We start from the raw sequence: 20,236 nt of genomic DNA, 5'->3' as shown, positions 1-20,236 counted from the left end.
CCTCCAGGTGCCGTCAGGAAAGGGAGGAATACCAGCATGACCTCAAGCAAATCCGGCGTCTCGCGGCGCCAGTTCATCGCCACATCGCTCGCCGGCGGCGCGGCACTTGCGCTCAGCCGCGGCCAGGCATTCGCGCAGGCCGCCGACACGCTGAAGGTCGGCTTTGTCAGCCCGCGCACCGGGCCGCTCGCCGGCTTCGGCCAGACCGACGGCTATGTGCTCGATCTCGCCCGCAAGGCGCTCGCCAACGGCCTCGACATCGGCGGCAAGAAATACAGTGTCGAGATCATCGACCAGGACACGCAATCCGACCCGTCGCGCGCCGGCCAGCTCGCCAAGGACCTCATCAACAACCAGGCCGTCGACCTGATGCTGGCGGTGTCGACGCCGGAGGTGATCAACCCGGTCGCCGACGCCTGCGAAGCCGCCGGCGTGCCTTGCCTCTCCACCGTCATGCCGTGGGAGGCCTGGTATTTCGGCCGCGGCGCCAAGCCCGGCGAACCCTCGCCGTTCAAATGGACCTATCATTTCGGCTTCGGCGTCGACGAGTTCTTCCGGACCTACATCTCGCAATGGAGCCTGATCGAGACCAACAAGAAGGTCGGCGTCATGTATCCCAACGACGCCGACGGCAATGCCATCCGCACCCATCTGGCGCCGTTGCTGGCAAAGCAGGGTTTCACCATCGTCGATCCCGGCGCCTACGAGACCGGCACCACCGACTATTCCTCGCAGATCGCACTGTTCAAACAGGAAGGCGTCGAGATCTTCAACTCCTTCCCGATCCCGCCGGACTTCGCCGCCTTCTGGCGCCAGGCCGCGCAGCAAGGCCTGATCAAGCAGATCAAGATCTGCCAGGTCGCCAAGACCGGGCTGTTCCCGTCCGACATCGAGGCGCTCGGCGATCTCGGCAACAAGATTTCGAGCGCCGCGTACTGGCACAAGGCCTTCCCCTACAAGTCGCCGCTGACCGGCGTTTCGGGGACCGAACTGGCCGACGGTTATGAGGCCGCCAGCGGCAAGCAATGGACGCAGCAGCTCGGCGCCTCGATGTCGCTGCTCGACGCCGGCTTCGAGGCGCTGAAGGCAAGCACCGACGCCAAGGACAAGGCGGCCGTCGCCAAGGCGCTGAGCACGCTCAACACCGAGACCATGATCGGCAAGGTCGACTTCACCAGCGGCCCGGTCGCCAATGTCTCTCCCGGCCCGATCATCGGCACCCAATGGGTGGCGGCCAAGGAAGGCGGCAAATTCCCGCTCGACTACGTCGTGACCGAGAACGCCACCGACCCGAAGGTTCCGGTCGAGGCCAAGCTCCAGCCGTATAACGGCTGACGGTCGGCTACGGGGATCGCATCGTGAACGGTTCAGCAAACGCCGCGATCCTCCGCGCTGCCGGCATCCAGAAACGCTTCGGCGCGCTGGTGGTGCTCGACGATGTCGACTTCGCCATGAATGCCGATGAGGCCGTCGGCATCGTCGGCCCGAACGGCGCCGGCAAGACGACGCTGCTCAGCATCTTATCAGGCGCCTTCCCGCCGAGCGCCGGCACGGTCGCCTTCAAGGGTGGCGATGTGACCGCGATGCCGGCTACAGCGCGCTGTCGTCTCGGCCTGGTGCGCACGCACCAGGTGCCCAAGCCGTTCAGCGGCATGACCACCTTCGAGAACGTTTTTGTTGCCGCGTCGCATGGCGCCGGTCTCGCCCGCGACGAGGCCTATGAAGAGGCGCTGGAGTCGCTGAAACTGTGCGGCATGATGGGCGTGGCCAACCGGCGCGCCGAAACGCTCGGCCTGCTCGACCGCAAGCGGCTGGAACTTGCCCGCGCGCTCGCGGCAAGGCCTACGCTGCTTCTGCTCGACGAGATCGGCGGCGGACTGACCGATGGCGAGGCGAGCGAACTTGTCGATACCATCAAGGAATTGCGCCGCCGCAAGATCGGCATCGTCTGGATCGAGCACATCGTCCACATCCTGCTGCAGGTGGCAGAGCGGCTGATCTGTATGGACGCCGGCAAGATCATCGCCGATGGCGAGCCGCAAGCGGTGATGGCCGACCCGGAAGTCGTGCGCGCCTATCTCGGCGGAGGCCCGAAATGAGCCTGCTCGCAATCGAGAATCTGGTCGTCCGACATGGCCTGTTGCAGGCGGTGCGCGGTGTGAGCTTTACGATCGAGCGCGGCGAAACGCTGGCGCTGGTCGGCGCCAACGGCGCCGGCAAGACGACGCTGCTGCGGGCGATCGCCGGCGCGCACCAGCCGACGGCCGGCCGCGTGCTGCTGAATGGCGCCGATATCACCGGCGTTCCCTCGCACAAGCGCGTCGGCATGGGCGTCGCGCTGGTGCCGGAAGGTCGAAAACTGTTCGTGCAGATGACGGTCGAGGAGAACCTCCTGCTTGGCAGAACCGCCGGCCGTCCCGGCGACTGGAGCGTGGAACGAGTGCTCGACACGTTCCCCAATCTGAAGCCGCGCCGCCACGCCAAGACCGGGCATCTCTCCGGTGGCGAGCAGCAGGCCACCGCCATCGGCCGCGCTTTGATGAGCAATCCGGAGCTGCTGCTGCTCGACGAGGTCTCGCTCGGCCTGTCGCCGCTGGTGGTCGATCGCGTATACGCTTCGCTGCAAGGGCTGATCAGCTCCGGCACGACGATCATCCTGGTCGAACAGGACCTCAATCGCGCGCTCTCGGTCTCGGACAAGGTCATCTGCATGCTCGAAGGACGCGTCGCGCTGGAAGGCCCGAGCAAGGGCATGTCCCGCGATGAAGTGACGAAAGCCTATTTCGGCCTGCACAGAAAAAGCGCCGGGAGTGTGCCGGCATGAGCAACCAGATCGTCCAGGGCATCCTGCTCGGCGGCTACTACGCGCTGATCGCCTGCGGCCTCTCCTTCATGTTTTCGGTGATGCGCATCATCAACCTCGCGCATGGCAGCCTGGCCGTGTTTTCCGCCTACGCGCTGTGGTGGCTCGCCTCGCAATTCCATATCTCGCCCTTCGTCGGCCTGCTCATCGTGCTGCCGCTGATGGCGGCCATCGGCTGGGCGCTGCAACGCTTCCTGCTCGAGCGCAGCGCCCGTGGAGGCGCGCTGCTGCCGATCCTGACCACGTTCGGCCTCGCCATCGTCATCGACAATGCGCTGTTCGAGCAGTTCGGCGCCGACACACGTTCGCTGGCGCCCTATATCGGCAGCCTCTCCTACGATTCCTGGGAATGGCCGGGCAGCATCTATGTCGGCAAGCTTGCCGTGATCATGTTCGCCGCCGCCGTCATATTGCTTGGCGGACTGCAGCTGTTCCTTACCAACACCAGGCTTGGCCGCTCGATCCGCGCCACGTCGGAAGATCCCGACACGGCCGGTCTCGTCGGCGTCGATGCGCGCCGCGCCAACGCCCTCGCCGCCGCCATCGCCATGGTCACGGTCGGTCTTGCCGGTGCCTTCCTCGGCATGCGCGCCACCTTCGATCCCTATACCGGCGCACCTCAATTGCTGTTCGCTTTCGAGGCGGCGGTGATCGGCGGCGCCGGTTCGCTATGGGGCACGCTGGTCGGCGGCATCGTTCTGGCGCTCGCCCAGACGCTCGGCGCGCAGATCCATCCGCAAGGTTTTCTGATCGGCGGCCATGTCGCCTTCCTGATCGTGCTGTTCATCCGGCTCTCCACCTCCGGCCTCGGCCTGCGCGGCCTGCTGCGCCTGCCCGCGAGGAAAGCATCATGAGCGCGGTTTTAAACGCCCCCGTTATCGAGCGCGGCACCTCCGCCTCGCGCATCTCGGCGATTGCGGTCGTCGTCATCATCGCGCTACTTGGCGTCGCGCCGCATTTCCTTTCGGCCGGCGCCGTCGACCGCGTGACCGCCTTGTTCATCTATGTGATCCTGGCGGCGATGTGGAACGCGCTGGCCGGCTTCGGCGGGCTGGTTTCGGTGGGACAGCAAGTGTTCTTCGGCCTCGGCGCCTATTTCACCATCCGCCTGGCCGATGCCGGCCTCAACCCGTTCGCTTCGCTGTTCGTCTCCGCGATCATTGTCGGCGCGATCTCCTGGCCGATGTCGCTGTTCATGCTGCGGCTCAGGAACGGCGAGTTCGCCATCGGCATGTGGGTGATCGCGGCGCTCACCCATCTCCTGGTCAATCTCGACCGGCTGGTGCAAGGCGAGACCGGGACGTCGCTGATCTCGCTCAACGTCTATGACGCCGGCGTCAGGCGGGCGACGATCTACTGGCTGGCGTTGGCCGCGATGACGGCGCTGCTCGCCACCCTGTTTAGCCTGCTGCGTGGCAGCACAGGTGCGGCCATCCGCGCCATCAGGGACAATGAGGAGGCCGCGGCATCGGTCGGCGTGCGCGTCACCGGAACCAAGCGGCTGCTCTTCGTGCTCGCCGCCTTCGGCATCGGCATGGCCGGCGCGCTGTGGTTGGCCACGTCGATCACCTTCCAGCCGAAAACCTACTTCAACGTCCAGTGGACCGCCTACATGATCTTCATGGTGCTGGTCGGCGGCATCGGCACCTTCGAGGGCGCCATTCTGGGTGCGCTGCTGTTCTTCCTCATCGAGACCTGGTTCGGCGGCACCGGCGTCTGGTATCTGATCGGCCTTGGCGCCACGGCGGTGCTGTTCTCGCTCTTCCTGCCGCGCGGCCTGTGGGGAACGCTGGAGGAGCGCTTTGGCCTGCGCCTGCTGCCGGTCGGCTACCGTGTCAGGCTCCCGCCAAACGCCGCAGATGGCGACGCCACGCCTTCGCCGCAACAGACCGCAACACATAGTGAAAAGGCGTGACCATGCTGTTCGGCAAGACCATCCTCATCACCGGTGTCGCGTCCGGTATCGGCGCCCGCACCGCGGAACTTGCCGGCCAACTGGGCGCTGACGTGATCGGCGTCGACGTGCGTGAACCTGCCGCACCGGTCGGCTTCTTCGTCAAGGCCGACATCTCGTTCAAGGCCGGCGTCGTCGATCTCATCGGGCGCCTGCCGGAGCGCATCGATGCGCTCTGCAATGTCGCCGGCCTCCCCGGCAACACCGGTGCGGTGTCGACACTGACCGTCAACTTCTACGGCCTGCGCGCGCTCTCGGAAGGCCTCGCACCAAGACTTCGTGAAGGCGGCGCCGTGGTCAACGTCGCCTCGATCGCCGGCTATGGCTGGCGCGCCAATCTCAACCGCGCGGCATCGATGATCGGCATCGAAGGCTTTCCCGATGTGGCGGAGGTGGTCGCCGACCATCAGGTGAAGAACGAGGAAGGCTATTCCGTTTCCAAGGAACTGCTGCTGTTGTGGACGCAGCGCGCCGCACATCAGGACCTGTTCAGGAGCCGCGGCATCCGCGTCAATGCAGTGAGCCCCGGCCCGGTCGAGACGCCGATCCTCAAACAGTTCCGCAATGTGCTGGGTGACGCCCGCGTCGACAGCGACATCGCCAGGGTCGGGCGCGCCGGAACCTCGGGCGACATCGCGCCTGTCGTGCTGTTCCTGTGCTCGGACGGCGCACGCTGGGTCAACGGCGCCAATGTGCCGGTTGACGGTGGGCTTGAAGCATCGATCAATGCCGAGGTGCTCGGCTTCTAGACCATGATCCCGAAAAGTGGGAGCCGGTGTTCGGATCAGATCGTGGTCGATAATAGATAGAAAAGACGCTCGACGGCGAGCGAGGGAGAGAACAATGGACATCGGACTTCTGATCGACGGCGACAAAAGGGATGCGTCAGGCTCCGCCTCTTACGAGCGCATGGACCCGTTCACCGGCAAGCTGGCCACCCGCGCTGCCGCAGCCAGCATCGCCGACGCCAATGCCGCGGTGGAAGCCGCGGCCCTCGCCTTCAAGAGCTGGTCGAAGACCGGACCGGGCGAGCGCCGCGCTTTTCTGTCCAAGGCGGCCGATGTCATGGACTCCAAGGTCGGCGAATTCACCAGATTGATGATGGAAGAAACCGGCGCCACCGGCCCCTGGGCCGGCTTCAACGTCATGCTCGCCGCCAAAATGCTGCGCGAGGCAGCCGCCATGACGACGCAGATTTCGGGCGAGGTCATTCCCTCCGACAAGCCCGGCACGCTGGCCATGGCGATCCGCCAGCCGGCCGGCGTCTGCCTCGGCATCGCGCCGTGGAATGCACCGGTCATCCTCGGAACCCGTGCCATCGCCATGCCGATCGCCTGCGGCAACACGGTTGTGCTGAAAGCTTCGGAAATGTGCCCAGGCACACACCGGCTGATCGGCCAGGTGCTGGTCGAGGCCGGCCTGCCCAAGGGCGTCATCAATGTCGTCACCAATGACCCCAAGGACGCAGCGGCAATCGTCGAGGCACTGGTCGCGCACCCTGCAGTCAGGCGTGTCAACTTCACCGGCTCGACCAAGGTCGGCAGAATCATTGCCGAACTCGCCGGCCGTCACTTGAAGCCGGCGCTGCTCGAACTCGGCGGCAAGGCGCCGCTGGTCGTGCTCGACGATGCCGACATCGATGCGGCGGTCAATGCGGCGACCTTCGGCGCCTACATGCATCAGGGCCAGATCTGCATGTCGACCGAGCGTCTGGTCGTCGATGAAAAGGTCGCCGACGAGTTCGTCGCCAAGCTCGCCGCCCGCGCGGCGCAGCTGCCTGCCGGTGACCCGCGCGGCCATGTCGTGCTCGGTTCGCTGATCAGCAGCCAGGCCGCCGACAAGATGGAAGAACTGGTTGCCGACGCCGTCGCCAAGGGCGCCAGGCTTGTGGCCGGCGGCAAGCGCACCGGAACCGTGGTCGAGGCGACATTGCTCGACCACGTGACGCCGGCGATGCGCGTCTATTCGGAAGAATCCTTCGGCCCGGTCAAGCCGGTGATCCGCGTCAAGGGCGAGGACGAAGCGGTATGTGTCGCCAACGATACCGAATACGGCCTGTCCTCGGCCGTGTTCAGCCGCGACATCCGCCGTGCCATGGCGGTTGCCGCGCGCATCGAAGCCGGTATCTGCCACATCAACGGCCCGACCGTCGGCGACGAGGCGCAAATGCCGTTCGGCGGCGTCAAGGGTTCAGGCTACGGCCGCTTCGGCGGCAAGGCCTCGATCGCCGAGTTCACCGACCTGCGCTGGCTGACGATCGAGGATCCGGGGCAGCACTATCCGTTTTGACTGCACCTTCTCTCACAGGGGGAGAAGGAAAGGAGCCCTCAGGGCCGTTGCCTGGCGAGCCAACGGATTCCCGCATCAAAACCCGGCAAGGCTCGAGCCGCGCGATCGGCGGCCCCTCCCGGAGTTGTAAATCGTTTGATGGTGGGTATTTTACCCCTCAAGCACATGCCGCCGGAAAGCGGCAAGTGGTTTTGGGACTACCACAAGTGCAAAGCAAAATACGCGATGCGGATCGCGCCGGGGAGGAATCGTCATGCCAAACAAGGCCTTGCCGCTGGTCATCAGCGCGCCGGAACCACGCACGCTCGACCTGATCTTCACCCCACCGCAGCTGGCGCGCCTCAAGGCGCATTACCGCGTCGTCGAGACGACGGCCGAGGGCGTGGCGAACTTGCCCGCCGACGTGCTGGCCGAAGCCCGCTATATTATCGGCCAGCCGCCGATCTCGCCCGAGACTTTGGACCAGATGCAGGCGCTGCGTTGCGTCTTCAATGTCGAGACCAACCTCATCAACAACATGCCCTATGAGACGCTGTTTGTGCGCGGCATCCATGTCGTCACCACCGGCCTCGTCTTCGCCGAGCCGGTGGCCGAGCTTGGCCTCGCCATGGCGCTCAACCTCGCCCGCAACATCGTCGATGCTGACCTCGCCTTCCGCAAAGGCGAGGAGCTGTGGGGCGGTGACGGCAATTTGACGGCGCGGCTTCTGTCCGGCGCCGATGTCGGCATCATCGGCTTCGGCGATCTCGGCCGTGCGCTGAACCGGCTGCTGTCGGGTTTTCGCACCCGCACCAAGGTCTTCGACCCTTGGCTGCCGCCGTCGATCCTGATCGACAATGGGGTCAAGCCGGCCTCGCTGGACGAGGTGCTGACATCAAGCGATTTCGTCTTCGTCGTCGCTTCGGTGACCTCGGAGAACCAGGGTTTCCTCGGCGCTGAGGCCTTTGCAAGTATGCGCAAGGGCGCCGCCTTCATCCTGCTCAGCCGCGCCGGCGTCGTCGACTTCCCTGCCCTGATGGCGGCGGTGAAAAGCGGCCACATCGTCGCCGCCAGCGATGTCTTCCCAGAAGAACCGCTAGCGCAGGACCATCCGGTCCGCACGATCCCCGGCTTCCTGCGCTCCGCCCACCGCGCCGGTGCGCTCGACATCGCCTTCAAGCGCATGGGCGACATGGTGCTGGAGGACATGGACCTGATCGACCGCGGCCTGCCGCCTCTGCGCTCCAAGCGCGCCGAGCGCGAGACGGTGTCAAGGATGCGTTCGAAGCCGGCGGACAGGAACTAGTTGTCGCGAGAAATCCGCCTGAGATGGATTTCGCAGTTGGCCAAAACCCCTTTGTCATCGCCGCTCAGGATGACCGGGAACCTTCCGGCATTGGCGTTTTTCAGCCGGATCGCTCCCATTTTATTCACTCCGAGCAAAGCCGGAGGCGGCCCGCTCGCCTCGCTCTATCCGGCAGCAACGCCGGCTGCCGAGCGATTGGCCAGCACCAGCCCGACCTCGCCGACAACCTGATCGACGCGCTTCAGGATGGGTTCGGCCCGCAGCACGCCGTCGGAAAAGTCCTTGTCCGTGGCATAGACCCCTGTCGGCAGCGTCAGCGCCTCGAAGAAGCCGAACAGCGGCCGCAACTGGTGCTCGACGATCAACGCGTGGCGATCGTTGCCGCCGGTGGCAAGCAGCACCACCGGCTTGCCGCGCAAGGAAGCGGGATCGAAGAGGTCGAAGAAGTGCTTGAACAGGCCGGTGTAGCTGCCCTTTTAGGTCGGTGACCCCACCACCAGCACATCGGCATTGACGACGCTGTCGAAGACTGCCCGGGACTGGCCGTCGAGATCGCGCGCCCATTTGGCAGCGCCGAGCGACGGGCCGAGGTCTTCGATGTCATAGGTGCTCGCCGACAGGCCATGCTGGCGCGCAATATCCCTGACAACCTGGTCGACAAAACCACGCGTCTTGGACGGCCTGGTGAAATTGCCGGAAAACCCGACGACGGTTGGATTGGGCATGTTTCTCTCACCTCTCGCGGCGGGGTTTCATACCGCATATTTACAGGCTTGCGCCTGCCGCAAGAAGCAAATGACTGACCTTGCAGCACCATAGTGAGGAATTTTTTTCCGTTTGCCCGCTCGTCTCAGGCCGCGAGAAGCGGGCCATAGGATTCCAGGTAGAAGCCGGGCGACCTGGCGCAGGTCCGCACCGCCTCCCTGGCGGCAACCGTTTCCTGCCACCGCAGCAGGCGCTCGCATTCGGTCGGCATGACGAAGCCCAGATATTTCTCAAGCACGCACAGCTGTTCGAACCAGGGATAGAAGGCGATGTCGGCGGCGCTGAATTCCGAGCCCAGCAAAAACCGTTCGTCCGCCCCTCGCAGGGCGAAGGCATGCTGTTCCACAAAGCGCAGATCGTCGGCAAGCTGGGCCTTGATCCGCTTATGAACCATAGCGTCGGAACTGTGCATCATGGTTGCCGTCCGGGCGTAAAGCTGCGTGTCGGCGAAGCTGATCCAGATGCGCGCCTCAGCGCGGGCCTGAGCATCCCTGGGGAAAATCGGCCGTTCGGGGAATGCATCATCGAGATATTCGCAGATGATCGACGACTCCCTGACATATTGCCCCTGATGGCGCAGCAGCGGCACCTTTCCCGTCGGCGTGAGTTTCAGGAACCACGCCGGCTTGTTGCGCAGATCGATTTCGATTTCCGTCGCCTGCAGGCCTTTCTCGGCAAGGGCGAGCCTGACACGGTGCGCATAGGGACAAAGCTGCGCGACAAAAAGCTCGATTGGCGGCATGAATAACTCCTGAGTTTCGTTATCGCCGACAAGCGGCCTGTCGGGCATAGCTAGGTCCAGTAAGGCCGGCGCGCTATTCGACAGCGTCTGGATTGATATATCGATCGTCTGTTTCTGGAGCGAAGCGTGGACCTCCTGGCTACCCTCATGCGCGAATTGCACTTCGCAGCCGCCGGGTACCGGCGCCTCGAACTGGCCGCGCCCTGGGCGATCTCGTTCAGCCAGGCTGGGCTTCGCGGCATTCACGTCGTCATCAAGGGGCGATGCGAGGCGGTGTTCGGTGAGGAAGATGTCGAGCCTCTCGATGCCGGCGACCTGATCATTGCACCGCGCGCCGATCCGCATGTGCTGCGGTCGCCCGGCGCGCTCAAAAGCGCGAACGTCCCCGCCGCCGAACTGGCGACCCAAACCGCAGCCGGGCGTATTCGCAGCGGCGGCGAGGGCGAAAAGACCGTCATCCTGTGCGGCGCCTTCGCCTTTCGCGACGCCGACCATCCGGCACTTGCCGGCCTGCCGCGCATCGTTCACATCCGGGGATCGAATGGCCGTCTGCCCAAATGGCTGCGTGGCTATGTCGAGGCCTTGCTGGTGGAAGCGACCGACGAAGGTCCCGGCAGCGACGTAGTCATGGCTCGCCTGTCTGGGGCCATCGTCACGCGCGCCTTGCGCTCCGGTCTGGAAAGCATGGACAATCCAGGTTGGCTGAGGGGATTGCAGGACCCCGCGATCGCCAGAGCGCTCGCGACCCTGCATGAAGCCTATGACCACGACTGGACGATCGAGACCCTGGCACGCGCGGTCGGGCTCTCCAGGGCAACCTTTGCCGCCCGCTTTCGCGATCTCGTCGGCGAAGCGCCCATGGCCTATCTCTTCGGCTGCCGCATGCGGCAGGCCAGCCGGCTGCTGCACGAGGGCAAGAGCCTGGGCCAAGTCGCCGAGGCGGTCGGCTACAGCTCGGAAGCCGCCTTCTCCACCGCCTTCAGCCGCCACGCCGGCGTCTCGCCCGGCCAATTCAGGAAACGGAAGGATCTGTAAGGCAGAGCGATATTGGCGGCGGCCGCGCCTCGCGCTAGGGCTTTGCCAGCACTATGTCTGATCATATCCCGACGCGGTTCGCCGCCGCTTTGCCCAGGAGATGCTTCGTGCCCAAAGGTTCTGACCTGCTTGTTGCCGCCCTCGAGAATGAGGGCGTCGATCGCATCTTCGGCATTCCCGGCGAAGAAAACCTGGACGTCGTCGAATCTATCCGCAAATCGTCGATCCAGCTGATTTTGACCCGCCATGAGCAGGCAGCCGCCTTTATGGCCGCCACCCATGGCAGGCTCACCGGCAAGCCAGGTGTGTGCATCACCACGCTGGGACCCGGCGCCCTGAACCTGACGACGGGTGCCGCCTATGCGCTGCTCGGCGCCATGCCGATGATCATGATCACCGGGCAGAAGGGCATCCGCTCGTCGCGCCAGGCCCGCTTCCAGATCGTCGACATCGTCGCCGCGATGAAGCCGTTGACCAAGCTGTCACGTCAGATCATCTCGGCGAAGACCATTCCCGCCGTGGTGCGCGAAGCGTTTCGGATTGCCGAGGAGGAGCGTCCGGGGCCGGTGCATCTGGAACTGCCCGAAGACATCGCGGCCGAGGAGTGCGACGATGTCGCGCTGATCCCGCCGCATCCGGTCGAGCTTCCGCTGGCCAGCCCGCTGGCGCTCGACCGTGCCGCTGAGATGATCATCAAGGCGCAGCGTCCGCTGGCGATGCTGGGCGCCGCCGCGTCGCGGCCGCGCTCGACCTCCGACCTCGCCCAGTTCGTTATCAGAACCGGCATCCCCTATTTCACCACGCAGATGGGCAAGGGCACGGTGCCCGGCGGAACCGAGCTCTATATGGGCACCGCCGCGCTGTCCGAGCGCGACTATGTCCATGAGGCGATAGAGCAGGCCGACCTCATCATCACCATCGGCCACGACACGATCGAGAAGCCGCCCTTCATTATGGGCGACAAGGGACCGAAGGTGATCCATGTCGGCTACCAGCCGGCCAATGTCGAGCAGGTCTATTTCCCGCAGACCGAAGTGGTCGGCGACATCGGCGCTTCGCTCAGGCTGCTTGCCGACCGGATCGAGGGCAAGATCCCCAACGCGCAGGCGCTACTGCCGCTGCGCGAAGGGATTTTGAGCCGCATTGCCGCCCGCGCCACCGAAGACCGTTTCACGCCGCAGCGTCTGGTGCATGACGTGCGCGCGGTGATGCCGGCCGATGGCATCCTGGCGCTCGACAACGGCATGTACAAGATCTGGTTTGCGCGCAACTACCGCACGCGCGTCGCCAACACTTTGCTGCTCGACAACGCCCTGGCCACGATGGGCGCCGGCCTGCCCTCGGCGATGACGGCCGCGATGCTCTATCCCGGCCGCCGCGTCATGGCGATCTGCGGCGATGGCGGCTTCATGATGAACAGCCAGGAACTGGAAACCGCCGTCAGGCTGAAACTCAACCTCGTCGTGCTGATCATCGAGGACAATGCTTTCGGCATGATCCGCTGGAAGCAGGCGGTCGACCAGTTCCCCGATTTCGGCATGACCTTCGGCAATCCCGATTTCGTCAGATATGCCGAGGCCTATGGCGCCAAGGGAACCAGGGTCGGCGCCGTCTCAGAAATACAATCGACGCTTGAACAGGCTTTTGCCGGCGGTGGCGTCCATCTCGTCGCCGTTCCGATCGACTATTCGGAGAACGAGCGCGTGCTGGTCGAGGAACTGCGCCACCGGTTGCCGGCGCCACCGGAGGCCTGACGGTGGAGTAGATACCGCCGCAGCAGCGCTCAGGCGGCCCGGACCTTGGCGCTCCCGCGCGCCCAGGCCGGCAGCCAGTCGCCATGTGTCGCCAGCAACTCATCGACCAGCGCCCAGATCTGGTCGAGATCGAGTTCGGCGGCCGTATGCGGATCCATCATCGCCGCGTGGTAGATGTGCTCGCGGTTTTCGGTCATCAGCGCCTGCACCGTCAATTCCTGCACATTGATGTTGGTGCGTATCAACGCGGTGAGTTGCGGCGGCAGCTCGCCAATATAGGTCGGCTGGATGCCGGAGCCGTCGACCAGGCACGGCACCTCGGCGGCGCAATTGTCCGGCAGCGAGGTGATGCAGCCATTGTTGCGGACATTGCCGTAGATCACCGAAGGCTCCCCGGTCCACACCGAGTTCATGATCGAGGACGCGTATTCCTTCGATTGCTCGACCTCGATGCGGTCGGCCGAGCGATAGGCCTCGGCCTGGCCCTTCCAGCGCTCGATCTGTTCGATGCAGCGCTTGGGATATTCGTCGAGCGGAATGCCGAACTTGTCGATCAGGTCGGGGCGGCCTTCCTTGATGAAATAGGGCGTGTATTCGGCGAAATGCTCGGAGCTTTCGGTGACGAAATAGCCGAGCCGCGTCAGCATCTCGTAGCGCACCTTGTTGGGGCAGCGCGGGTTCCAGCCCGGCTTCGGCGCCCTGCCTTCGCGATAGGCGCGGACCAGGTCCGGATAGAGGTTGCGGTAAGAGCCATCCGGCTGCCGGTGCTCGAACTTCAGGTAGAAGGCCATGTGGTTGATGCCGGCCGAGCGGTAGCGTATCTCGTCGTAGGGAATGTCGAGATCGTGCGCCAGTTCCATCGCCGTGCCCTGCACCGAGTGGCAGAGGCCTACCTGTTTGATCTCAGGGTATTTCTCTGAGATCGCCCAGGTGTTGATCGCCATCGGGTTGACATATTGCAGCATGATCGCGTCGGGGCAGACGGCCAGCATGTCCTCGCAGATCTTCCACAGATGCGGCACGGTCCGGAGGCCGCGCATGATGCCGCCGACGCCGAGCGTGTCGGCAATGGTCTGGCGCAGGCCGTATTTCTTCGGCACCTCGAAATCGGTGACGGTGCAGGGCTCAAAGCCGCCGATCTGGAAGGCGACGACGACGAAGTCGGCACCGGCGAGCGCCTTGCGTTGATCGGAATAGGTCTCGGCCTTCGCCTTCACGCCCAGCGTCGCGATCAGCTTGTTGACGACGATGGCGCTCTCTTCCAGCCGCTGCGGATTGATGTCCATCAGCGCGATCGTCGCGCCTGACAGCGATGGCCGCTGCAGCACGTCACCGACAATGTTCTTCATGAACACGGTCGAACCCGCGCCAATGAAGGTGATCCTGGGATGTCTTGCCACTATTAAACCTCCGGCACTTTGCTACGCCACGTCGAAGGCGGCCCTGACGAGCCGTTCGGTGTAGGCGGTCTTGGGATGGGTGAGGACCTCGTCGACGGGTCCCTGTTCGACGATCTTGCCGTTCTGCATGACGATGACGCGATGGCAGAGCGCGCGCACCACCTTGAGGTCGTGCGAAATGAAGAGATAGCTAAGGCCGCGTTCGTCCTGCAGCTTGCGCAACAAGTCGATGATCTGCGCCTGCACCGAAAGGTCGAGCGCCGATGTCGGTTCATCGAGCAGGATGAATTCGGGCTCCAGCGCGATGGCTCGGGCAATGGCGATGCGCTGCCGCTGGCCGCCGGAAAATTCGTGCGGGAACCGCGACAGGATATCGCCGGGCATGCCGGCGCTGACCAGGGCGTCGCGAACCCGATCGACCCGCTCGCGCCGTGTCGCGCCGATCCTGTTGACGACCAGCCCTTCCTCGATGATCTGGCCGATCGTCATGCGCGGGTTGAGCGAGGAGAACGGATCCTGGAAGACGACCTGCATGCGCGAGCGCAGCGGCCGCATCCCGGCGCGCGACAGGCCGTGGATCGGCTGGCCGTCGAAGCTGACCTCGCCGCGCTTGGCCTCGGTGAGCTTGAGCAAGGCGAGACCGAAGGTGGTCTTGCCGGAGCCGGATTCGCCGACCAGCCCCAGTGTCTCGTGGCGGCAAAGCTTCAGGCCAAGATCGTCGACGGCGACCAGCTCGCGCCAGTCCGGCTTCAGGAAGCTGCCATGGCGCAGCATGAAGCAGACGCGCATATCGCGGGCCTCGAGGATGGTGCCGCTGTTTTCCGGCAGCGGCTGCGGCTTGCCGTGCGGCTCGGACGCGAGCAGCCGCTTGGTATAGGCATGCTGCGGGTCGGCGAACAGCCGCTCGGTAACGTTGTGCTCGCACATCTCGCCATGCTGCATGACATAGACATAGTCCGAGAATTTCCGCACCACGGTGAGGTCGTGGGTGATCAGGATGACCGCCATCCTGAGTTCTTTTTGCAGATTGCGGATCAAATTGAGGATCTGCGCCTGCACCGTGACGTCGAGCGCCGTCGTCGGCTCGTCGGCGATCAGCACATCGGGGTCGTTGGCGAGCGCCATGGCGATCATCACGCGCTGGCGCTGCCCGCCCGACATCTGGTGCGGATACTGTTTGATGCGCGCTTCCGGCTCGGGGATCTGGACATGCCGCAAAAGCTCGAGCGCCCGCGCCCAGGCTTGCTTGCGGCTGACCTTTCGATGCACTCTGATCGCCTCGACGATCTGACTGCCGACCGTATAGATCGGGTTGAGCGAGCTCATCGGCTCCTGGAAGATCATCGAGATGCGATTGCCGCGCAGCTTGCGCCGGGCGCTCTCGGGGAATTTCAGTATGTCCTGCTCGCAATAGTCGATGGTCGAGTTCGGCGACACGGTGGCCCGCTTCGACAAGAGCCCCATGACAGCGCGCGCCGTCACCGACTTGCCGGAACCGGACTCGCCGACGATGGCGATCGTCTCCCCGCGATAGAGCTGGAACGAGACATCCTTCACCGCGTCGACGACGCCGTGCTCGACCTTGAAGGCGACCTCGATGTTGCGGGCATCGATGATGGGTTGGTCGTGGCGGCCGGCATGGTCGAACCGGACGGCTGGTGCGAAGGTGGCTGCGAGCGCTACAGTCATCCCGGCCACCTCAATAAGGATCGACGGCATCGCGCAGGCCGTCGCCCAGCGCGTTGAAGGCAAAGACGGTGATCAGCACGAAGCCGACCGGCGACAGGATCCACGGATAGGTGCCGATGACCGAATAGGTAGCCGTGTCCTGCAGCATCAGCCCCCACGAGATCAGCGGCGGCTTCACCGCGAAGCCGAGGAAGCCGAGAAAGGCTTCGAGCAGCACCACCGTCGGGATGGCGATCGTCACGGCGACGATGACGTGGCTCATCACATTGGGGAAAATGTGCTGCATGATGATGCGCATGTCGGTGGCGCCGACCGCCATGGCGGCGCGCACATAGTCGATCCGCGCCAGCGCCAGCGTCTTGCCGCGCACCTCGCGCGACATCTGCGCCCAGCCCAGCGCCGACATGACGATGATGACGAAGGCGAGGAAGACGTTGGTCGGCGCGGTCACCGGGATCAGCGTCGTCAGCGCAAGATAGAGCGGCAATTGCGGGAAGGCGAGCACCAGCTCGACAAAGCGCTGCATCCAGACGTCGAAGCGGCCGCCGAAATAGCCCGAGACCATGCCGACCGTGGTGCCGATGACGGTGATGATGAACACCACCGTCAGCGCTATCATCAGCGAGACGCGCGAGCCCTGGATGGCGCGCGACAACACATCCCGGCCGAATTTGTCGGTGCCGAGAAAATGCACCGGCTGGCCGTCGGCCGAAGCGAAGAAATGCCGGTTGGCGGGGATCAGTCCAAGCAGCCGGTAGTCGGCGCCCTTGACGAAGAAGCCGAGCAGGCGCGGATGCTCGTAATCCGGCCCGACGACCGGCTGGAAGGTGACCGGGTCGAGGTCAGCAGAATCCGCCAGCGCATAGACCCGCGGCTGGAGCACGAAATTCCCGTCTCTGTCGTGAAAACTCATCACTTGCGGCGGGGCGAAAGCGACATCGGTCACCTTGGGGTCCATCGGCGCGAAGAAATCGGCGAACAGCGCCATCAGCACCAGAAGCACCACCAGGATCAGCCCGGCCATGCCGGTCCAGGAGCGCCTCAGCCGGCGCCAGACCAGCGCCATATAGCTCTCATTGCCGCGCGGGGTCGCAATCGCGGTTGCTTCAGCCGGTGGCGGCGGCGGGGATGGGTCGCGCGCCAGCATCTAGCTCTCCCTGAACTGGCGCACGCGCGGATCGAGCAGCGCGAGCAGCATGTCGGCGATGATGTTGCCGACGATCAGCGTTGCCGACAGCACCATCATGAAGGTCGCCGTGACATAGACGTCGCCGACCGCCATCGAGCCGACAATGGCCGGCCCGACCGTCGGCAGCGCAAAGATGATCGCCGTCTCGATCTCGCCGGTCAGCATGTAGGGCAGCACCACGCCCTGATACATGATGAGCGGGTGCAGCGCGTTGGGCACGGCATGGCGCATGACGACGGCGCTGCCGGTCAGGCCCTTGGCCTTGGCCGTCTCGACATATTGCGCGTTCAGCGTATCGAGCAGATTGCCGCGCATGACGCGCATATTGTAGGCGAGCCCGCCGAAGGTGGCGATCGCCACCACCGGCCAGACATGCTTGACGAGGTCGGCGAATTTCGCCCACGACCACGGCGCGCCGCCATATTGCGGCGAGAAGAAGCTGCCGATCTCCGACACGTTGAACTGGAAGACCAGGAGATAGACGATGATCAGCGCCATCAGGAAGCGCGGCACCGTCATGCCGAGGAAGGAGATTGCCGACAGCGCCGAGTCAATCCAGGTGTATTGCCTGGTCGCCGCCCAGATGCCGAAGGTGATGCCGAGCACCGACGCCAGCAGATGGCAGACCAATGCCAGCAGCAGCGTGCGCGGCAGCCGCTCGCCGACCACGGCGGCGACCGGCTTGTTGTAATAGAGGCTGTAGCCGAAATCGCCGCGGGTGATGATGCCGGCGACCCAGTTCAGGTACTGGACGGGCAGCGGTTTATCGAGGCCGTGCTCGACCCGATAGGCCTGCGCCTGCGCGTCGGCTTCGGCAAAAGACGCCCCGCCCTGGTTGATGAGCTGCGAACGGATATAGTCGGCATAGTCGCCCGGCGGCGCCTGGATGATGGCAAAGGTGACCAGGCTCAGGATGACCATGACCGGCACCGCCGATGCTATGCGCATGGCCAGGAATCGCAGCATCGGACCGTTTCTCCTCCTTGGATCTAATCTGTTGCCGCTGACCTTACTCCGTCCCGGCCGCGCGCGTAGCGCGGCCGGGCGTCAGCCAGGGGAGGAAACTCAGTTCGTCGGCCCCTTGTCGCCGGGCTTGCCGGGAAGCTGGTCGGGAAAGAGTTCGTATTTCTGCTGCTTGTCGGCGGCGACGAAGACGCGTTCGCGCACGATCGAATCCTCGGCCCAGTTGAACATGAAGATCGGCGTTCCCTGCGGGATGTTGGAGAAGCGCTTGTTGATGATCAGGGCGCCGGGATATTCGGTCAGTCCGATATTGTAGACATGCTCCGTCGAGATCTTCTGGAACGTCTTCATCAGGCTGGCGCGCTCGTCATTGTCTGACGAGGAGACGAACTTGTTGACGATGTCGACAAGCTCCTTTTCGAACGGCATCAGGTCGACCACGCCGCTTTCGGGCGCGCGGTGATCCCAGCTGGTCTTGGGTCCGACGGGCGCGAGTTGCACGGTATTCTGCACGACGGAAGTCAGCTCCTGCTCGTTGCGCCTGATCAGCCAGTCGAAGCGGCCGGAATATTGCGAGGCATCACGCTGGGTGCCGTTGAGGCCGTTGAGCACGACCCTGATGCCAAGCTTTTCCATCTGGCCGACGACGCCTTCGGCGAGGCTCTTGTCAGTGCCGTAGTCATTGTTGACCAGCATCACGATCTCGACATTCTTGCCGCCGGCGGTCCCGGCCGGGAAGTTCACGAAGCCGTCGCCATCCGTATCCTTGAGACCAGCCTTGGCCAGTTCCGCCTTGGCGCCCTCGATGTCGAAGGGATAGTAGACGGTCGAGTTGCGGTCATAGAAGCTGGTGCCCGAGGAAAAGCCACCGGGGTAGATGGCGGTGAACGGCCCCTTGACCAGCGAGTCGCCGAGCGCCTTGCGGTCGAGCGCCATGGTGATGCCCTTGCGGAAGTCCTCATTGCGGTTGAGCTCGCGGATCGCCTGGCCGCGTTCGTCGGGATTGCCCCAGCCATTGGCGGAAAAATTCATGCGCAGATTGTAGCCGATCAGGCGCGGGCCAAAGGCGAGCCGGGCCGGCGCGTCCTTGTCCGCCGCTCGCTTCAGCGAAGCGACGAAATTCTCCGGCTGCTCGAGGTTGGAGAAGTCGGCGGCCCCTGCCACCGCCTGCACGTCGCGGTCGGCCCAGGTCGACAGCTTGTAGTGCAGTTCGTTGAGATAGGGCAGCTGGTTGCCCTTCTCGTCGACCTTCCAGTAGTAGGGATTGCGGCGCAAGACGATGATGTCGTCAGGCCTATACTCCACCGGCACCCAGGCGCCCATCACCGGAATGTTCATATATTCCGGCGGGAACGCGTTCTTGAACTGCTCGTAGGTATTCTTCGAGTACTTCGGATGCTGCGGCTTGAGGATATGCGCTGGGCCGGGGCAGAAGGTGCCATAGGCCATGGCGTAGAGATACTGTTTGGGGAAAGCGTCCTTGAAGGTCCACTCGACGGTGTAATCGTCGACCTTCTTCAGCGTCGTGCCGACACCGAAGGTTTCCGCTGTGGCGCCGTTCAACGGCGAGACATTGGGGTCGACGACCTCATCGTCCCAGTAGAACATGACATCGTCGGCATTGAAGGCAACGCCGTCAGACCATTTGGCGCCTTCGACCAGGTGCATGGTCAGCGTGTGGCCATCCTTCGACCAGTCCCAGCTCCTGGCGAGGTTGGGCAGCGGCTCGGTGTCCTTGGCCTCGACCTGGAACAAAGGCGCGGTGCGCGTCAGGCATTCCGAAAGGCCGATGTCGATGCCGCCCCATCCTTGGGTCTGGCCGGCGCCATAATTCCAGCCTTCCGGCCGGCCGCCAATGACGTGGCGCATGGTGTCGCCATAAACGCCGATGCCGTCCGGCATGTTGCCGGTCTTGAACACCAGCGGCTCCTTCGGCAGGCGATCCTTGACCGGCGGCAGCTTGCCAGTCTTGACGTATTTCTCGGTGACCCACTCGGGCTCGTGATATTCGGGCAGCGCCTTGAACTCCAGGATGGAATCGCGGGCGACGTATTTGATCTTGCCCTCGGCGGGAAACGCCGCCGGCGCCGGCGGCGTGGTCGGCTCGGACGCGTATGCACTGCCAAGCGCCGATGCCGAGACGCTCAGCGCCAGCCCGGCGAGAATGCCAATTCTTCGCCCGGCGAGAATGCCAATTCTTCGCCCGGCGAGAATGCCAATTCCACGAAAGTTCCTCATTGTGTTCCTCCCAGATGTTTCGACGTCTGCTGCTGCCCGCATCTATTCATGACGGCTGATTGGCGAACCG

The 20,236-nt window shown here is 64.2% G+C and carries 16 protein-coding genes and 1 pseudogene; 10 read left to right on the top strand and 7 right to left on the bottom strand.

Features of this window, described 5'->3' with window-relative positions; genetic code table 11:
* Nucleotides 1-36 precede the first annotated feature (36 nt).
* The 8 genes from NKH54_RS16870 to NKH54_RS16835 all read left to right on the top strand — a co-directional run bounded on the left by NKH54_RS16870 (nt 37) and on the right by NKH54_RS16835 (nt 8,391).
* A complete protein-coding gene (locus NKH54_RS16870) occupies nt 37-1,335 on the top strand; it encodes an ABC transporter substrate-binding protein (RefSeq protein ID WP_023821833.1) in 1,299 nt (432 codons plus the stop codon).
* Between the two features lie 23 nt (nt 1,336-1,358).
* Nucleotides 1,359-2,099: an ABC transporter ATP-binding protein gene (locus tag NKH54_RS16865; protein WP_023691339.1), complete on the top strand. Its 741-nt coding sequence runs from the start codon at nt 1,359-1,361 to the stop codon at nt 2,097-2,099.
* The gene (locus tag NKH54_RS16860; RefSeq protein ID WP_352858439.1) at nt 2,096-2,824 is read left to right on the top strand and encodes an ABC transporter ATP-binding protein; all 729 of its coding nucleotides are present in this window, start codon (nt 2,096-2,098) and stop codon (nt 2,822-2,824) included. The genes NKH54_RS16865 and NKH54_RS16860 overlap by 4 nt, the downstream gene beginning before the upstream one ends.
* Nucleotides 2,821-3,717, top strand: a complete 897-nt coding sequence (locus tag NKH54_RS16855; protein ID WP_023729446.1) for a branched-chain amino acid ABC transporter permease — start codon at nt 2,821-2,823, stop codon at nt 3,715-3,717. The genes NKH54_RS16860 and NKH54_RS16855 overlap by 4 nt, the downstream gene beginning before the upstream one ends.
* A complete protein-coding gene (locus NKH54_RS16850; RefSeq protein WP_023739489.1) occupies nt 3,714-4,778 on the top strand; it encodes a branched-chain amino acid ABC transporter permease in 1,065 nt (354 codons plus the stop codon). Before NKH54_RS16855 ends, NKH54_RS16850 begins: the two co-directional genes overlap by 4 nt.
* Nucleotides 4,779-4,780: 2 nt before the next feature.
* Complete coding sequence (locus NKH54_RS16845; RefSeq protein ID WP_023739490.1) at nt 4,781-5,566, top strand: coniferyl-alcohol dehydrogenase; 786 nt, start codon at nt 4,781-4,783, stop codon at nt 5,564-5,566.
* 94 nt (nt 5,567-5,660) lie between these two features.
* Nucleotides 5,661-7,106: an aldehyde dehydrogenase gene (locus tag NKH54_RS16840; RefSeq protein ID WP_023739491.1), complete on the top strand. Its 1,446-nt coding sequence runs from the start codon at nt 5,661-5,663 to the stop codon at nt 7,104-7,106.
* A 253-nt stretch (nt 7,107-7,359) separates the two neighbouring features.
* Nucleotides 7,360-8,391 carry a hydroxyacid dehydrogenase gene (locus tag NKH54_RS16835; protein WP_023739492.1) on the top strand — a complete coding sequence of 344 codons (1,032 nt, stop codon included), beginning with the start codon at nt 7,360-7,362 and terminating at the stop codon, nt 8,389-8,391.
* A 164-nt stretch (nt 8,392-8,555) separates the two neighbouring features.
* Here NKH54_RS16835 and msuE read toward each other — a convergent pair.
* Both msuE and NKH54_RS16825 read right to left on the bottom strand, forming a co-directional pair.
* Nucleotides 8,556-9,116, bottom strand: a pseudogene (gene msuE, locus NKH54_RS16830) (FMN reductase).
* A 125-nt stretch (nt 9,117-9,241) separates the two neighbouring features.
* Nucleotides 9,242-9,898 (bottom strand): glutathione S-transferase family protein, encoded by a 657-nt coding sequence (locus tag NKH54_RS16825; protein ID WP_023752109.1) that lies wholly within the window; start codon nt 9,896-9,898, stop codon nt 9,242-9,244.
* Between the two features lie 147 nt (nt 9,899-10,045).
* Between NKH54_RS16825 and NKH54_RS16820 the strand changes: the two genes are divergently transcribed.
* The gene (locus NKH54_RS16820; protein ID WP_023739495.1) at nt 10,046-10,933 is read left to right on the top strand and encodes an AraC family transcriptional regulator; all 888 of its coding nucleotides are present in this window, start codon (nt 10,046-10,048) and stop codon (nt 10,931-10,933) included.
* 107 nt (nt 10,934-11,040) lie between these two features.
* Entirely contained in the window at nt 11,041-12,687 is a 1,647-nt protein-coding gene (locus NKH54_RS16815; protein WP_353028587.1) for an acetolactate synthase large subunit, read from the top strand.
* Nucleotides 12,688-12,716: 29 nt separating this feature from the next.
* Here NKH54_RS16815 and NKH54_RS16810 read toward each other — a convergent pair whose 3' ends face one another.
* The 5 genes from NKH54_RS16810 to NKH54_RS16790 form a co-directional block, all read right to left on the bottom strand.
* Complete coding sequence (locus NKH54_RS16810; protein ID WP_023704664.1) at nt 12,717-14,087, bottom strand: alpha-glucosidase/alpha-galactosidase; 1,371 nt, start codon at nt 14,085-14,087, stop codon at nt 12,717-12,719.
* 21 nt (nt 14,088-14,108) lie between these two features.
* Entirely contained in the window at nt 14,109-15,776 is a 1,668-nt protein-coding gene (locus NKH54_RS16805; protein WP_353028586.1) for an ABC transporter ATP-binding protein, read from the bottom strand.
* Between the two features lie 10 nt (nt 15,777-15,786).
* Nucleotides 15,787-16,923 (bottom strand): ABC transporter permease, encoded by a 1,137-nt coding sequence (locus tag NKH54_RS16800; protein ID WP_023687914.1) that lies wholly within the window; start codon nt 16,921-16,923, stop codon nt 15,787-15,789.
* Nucleotides 16,924-17,931 (bottom strand): ABC transporter permease, encoded by a 1,008-nt coding sequence (locus NKH54_RS16795; protein WP_023696253.1) that lies wholly within the window; start codon nt 17,929-17,931, stop codon nt 16,924-16,926.
* Nucleotides 17,932-18,030: 99 nt separating this feature from the next.
* Nucleotides 18,031-20,166, bottom strand: a complete 2,136-nt coding sequence (locus NKH54_RS16790; protein WP_023696254.1) for an ABC transporter substrate-binding protein — start codon at nt 20,164-20,166, stop codon at nt 18,031-18,033.
* Nucleotides 20,167-20,236 lie beyond the last annotated feature (70 nt).

Source organism: Mesorhizobium sp. M1004 (assembly GCF_040318795.1).
Lineage (GTDB): Bacteria > Pseudomonadota > Alphaproteobacteria > Rhizobiales > Rhizobiaceae > Mesorhizobium.
The sequence above is the reverse complement of the archived record's forward strand: the minus strand, read 5'-3'. Positions and strand labels throughout refer to the sequence as shown.

What these genes read in the sequence shown, in the direction of transcription:
- NKH54_RS16870 (WP_023821833.1), top strand. Translation starts at nt 37, where the DNA reads ATGACCTCAAGCAAATCCGGCGTCTCGCGGCGCCAGTTCATCGCCACA.
- NKH54_RS16860 (WP_352858439.1), top strand. Translation starts at nt 2,096, where the DNA reads ATGAGCCTGCTCGCAATCGAGAATCTGGTCGTCCGACATGGCCTGTTG.
- NKH54_RS16855 (WP_023729446.1), top strand. Translation starts at nt 2,821, where the DNA reads ATGAGCAACCAGATCGTCCAGGGCATCCTGCTCGGCGGCTACTACGCG.
- NKH54_RS16850 (WP_023739489.1), top strand. Translation starts at nt 3,714, where the DNA reads ATGAGCGCGGTTTTAAACGCCCCCGTTATCGAGCGCGGCACCTCCGCC.
- NKH54_RS16845 (WP_023739490.1), top strand. Translation starts at nt 4,781, where the DNA reads ATGCTGTTCGGCAAGACCATCCTCATCACCGGTGTCGCGTCCGGTATC.
- NKH54_RS16840 (WP_023739491.1), top strand. Translation starts at nt 5,661, where the DNA reads ATGGACATCGGACTTCTGATCGACGGCGACAAAAGGGATGCGTCAGGC.
- NKH54_RS16835 (WP_023739492.1), top strand. Translation starts at nt 7,360, where the DNA reads ATGCCAAACAAGGCCTTGCCGCTGGTCATCAGCGCGCCGGAACCACGC.
- NKH54_RS16825 (WP_023752109.1), bottom strand. Translation starts at nt 9,898, where the DNA reads ATGCCGCCAATCGAGCTTTTTGTCGCGCAGCTTTGTCCCTATGCGCAC.
- NKH54_RS16820 (WP_023739495.1), top strand. Translation starts at nt 10,046, where the DNA reads ATGCGCGAATTGCACTTCGCAGCCGCCGGGTACCGGCGCCTCGAACTG.
- NKH54_RS16805 (WP_353028586.1), bottom strand. Translation starts at nt 15,776, where the DNA reads ATGACTGTAGCGCTCGCAGCCACCTTCGCACCAGCCGTCCGGTTCGAC.
- NKH54_RS16800 (WP_023687914.1), bottom strand. Translation starts at nt 16,923, where the DNA reads ATGCTGGCGCGCGACCCATCCCCGCCGCCGCCACCGGCTGAAGCAACC.
- NKH54_RS16795 (WP_023696253.1), bottom strand. Translation starts at nt 17,931, where the DNA reads ATGCTGCGATTCCTGGCCATGCGCATAGCATCGGCGGTGCCGGTCATG.
- NKH54_RS16790 (WP_023696254.1), bottom strand. Translation starts at nt 20,166, where the DNA reads ATGAGGAACTTTCGTGGAATTGGCATTCTCGCCGGGCGAAGAATTGGC.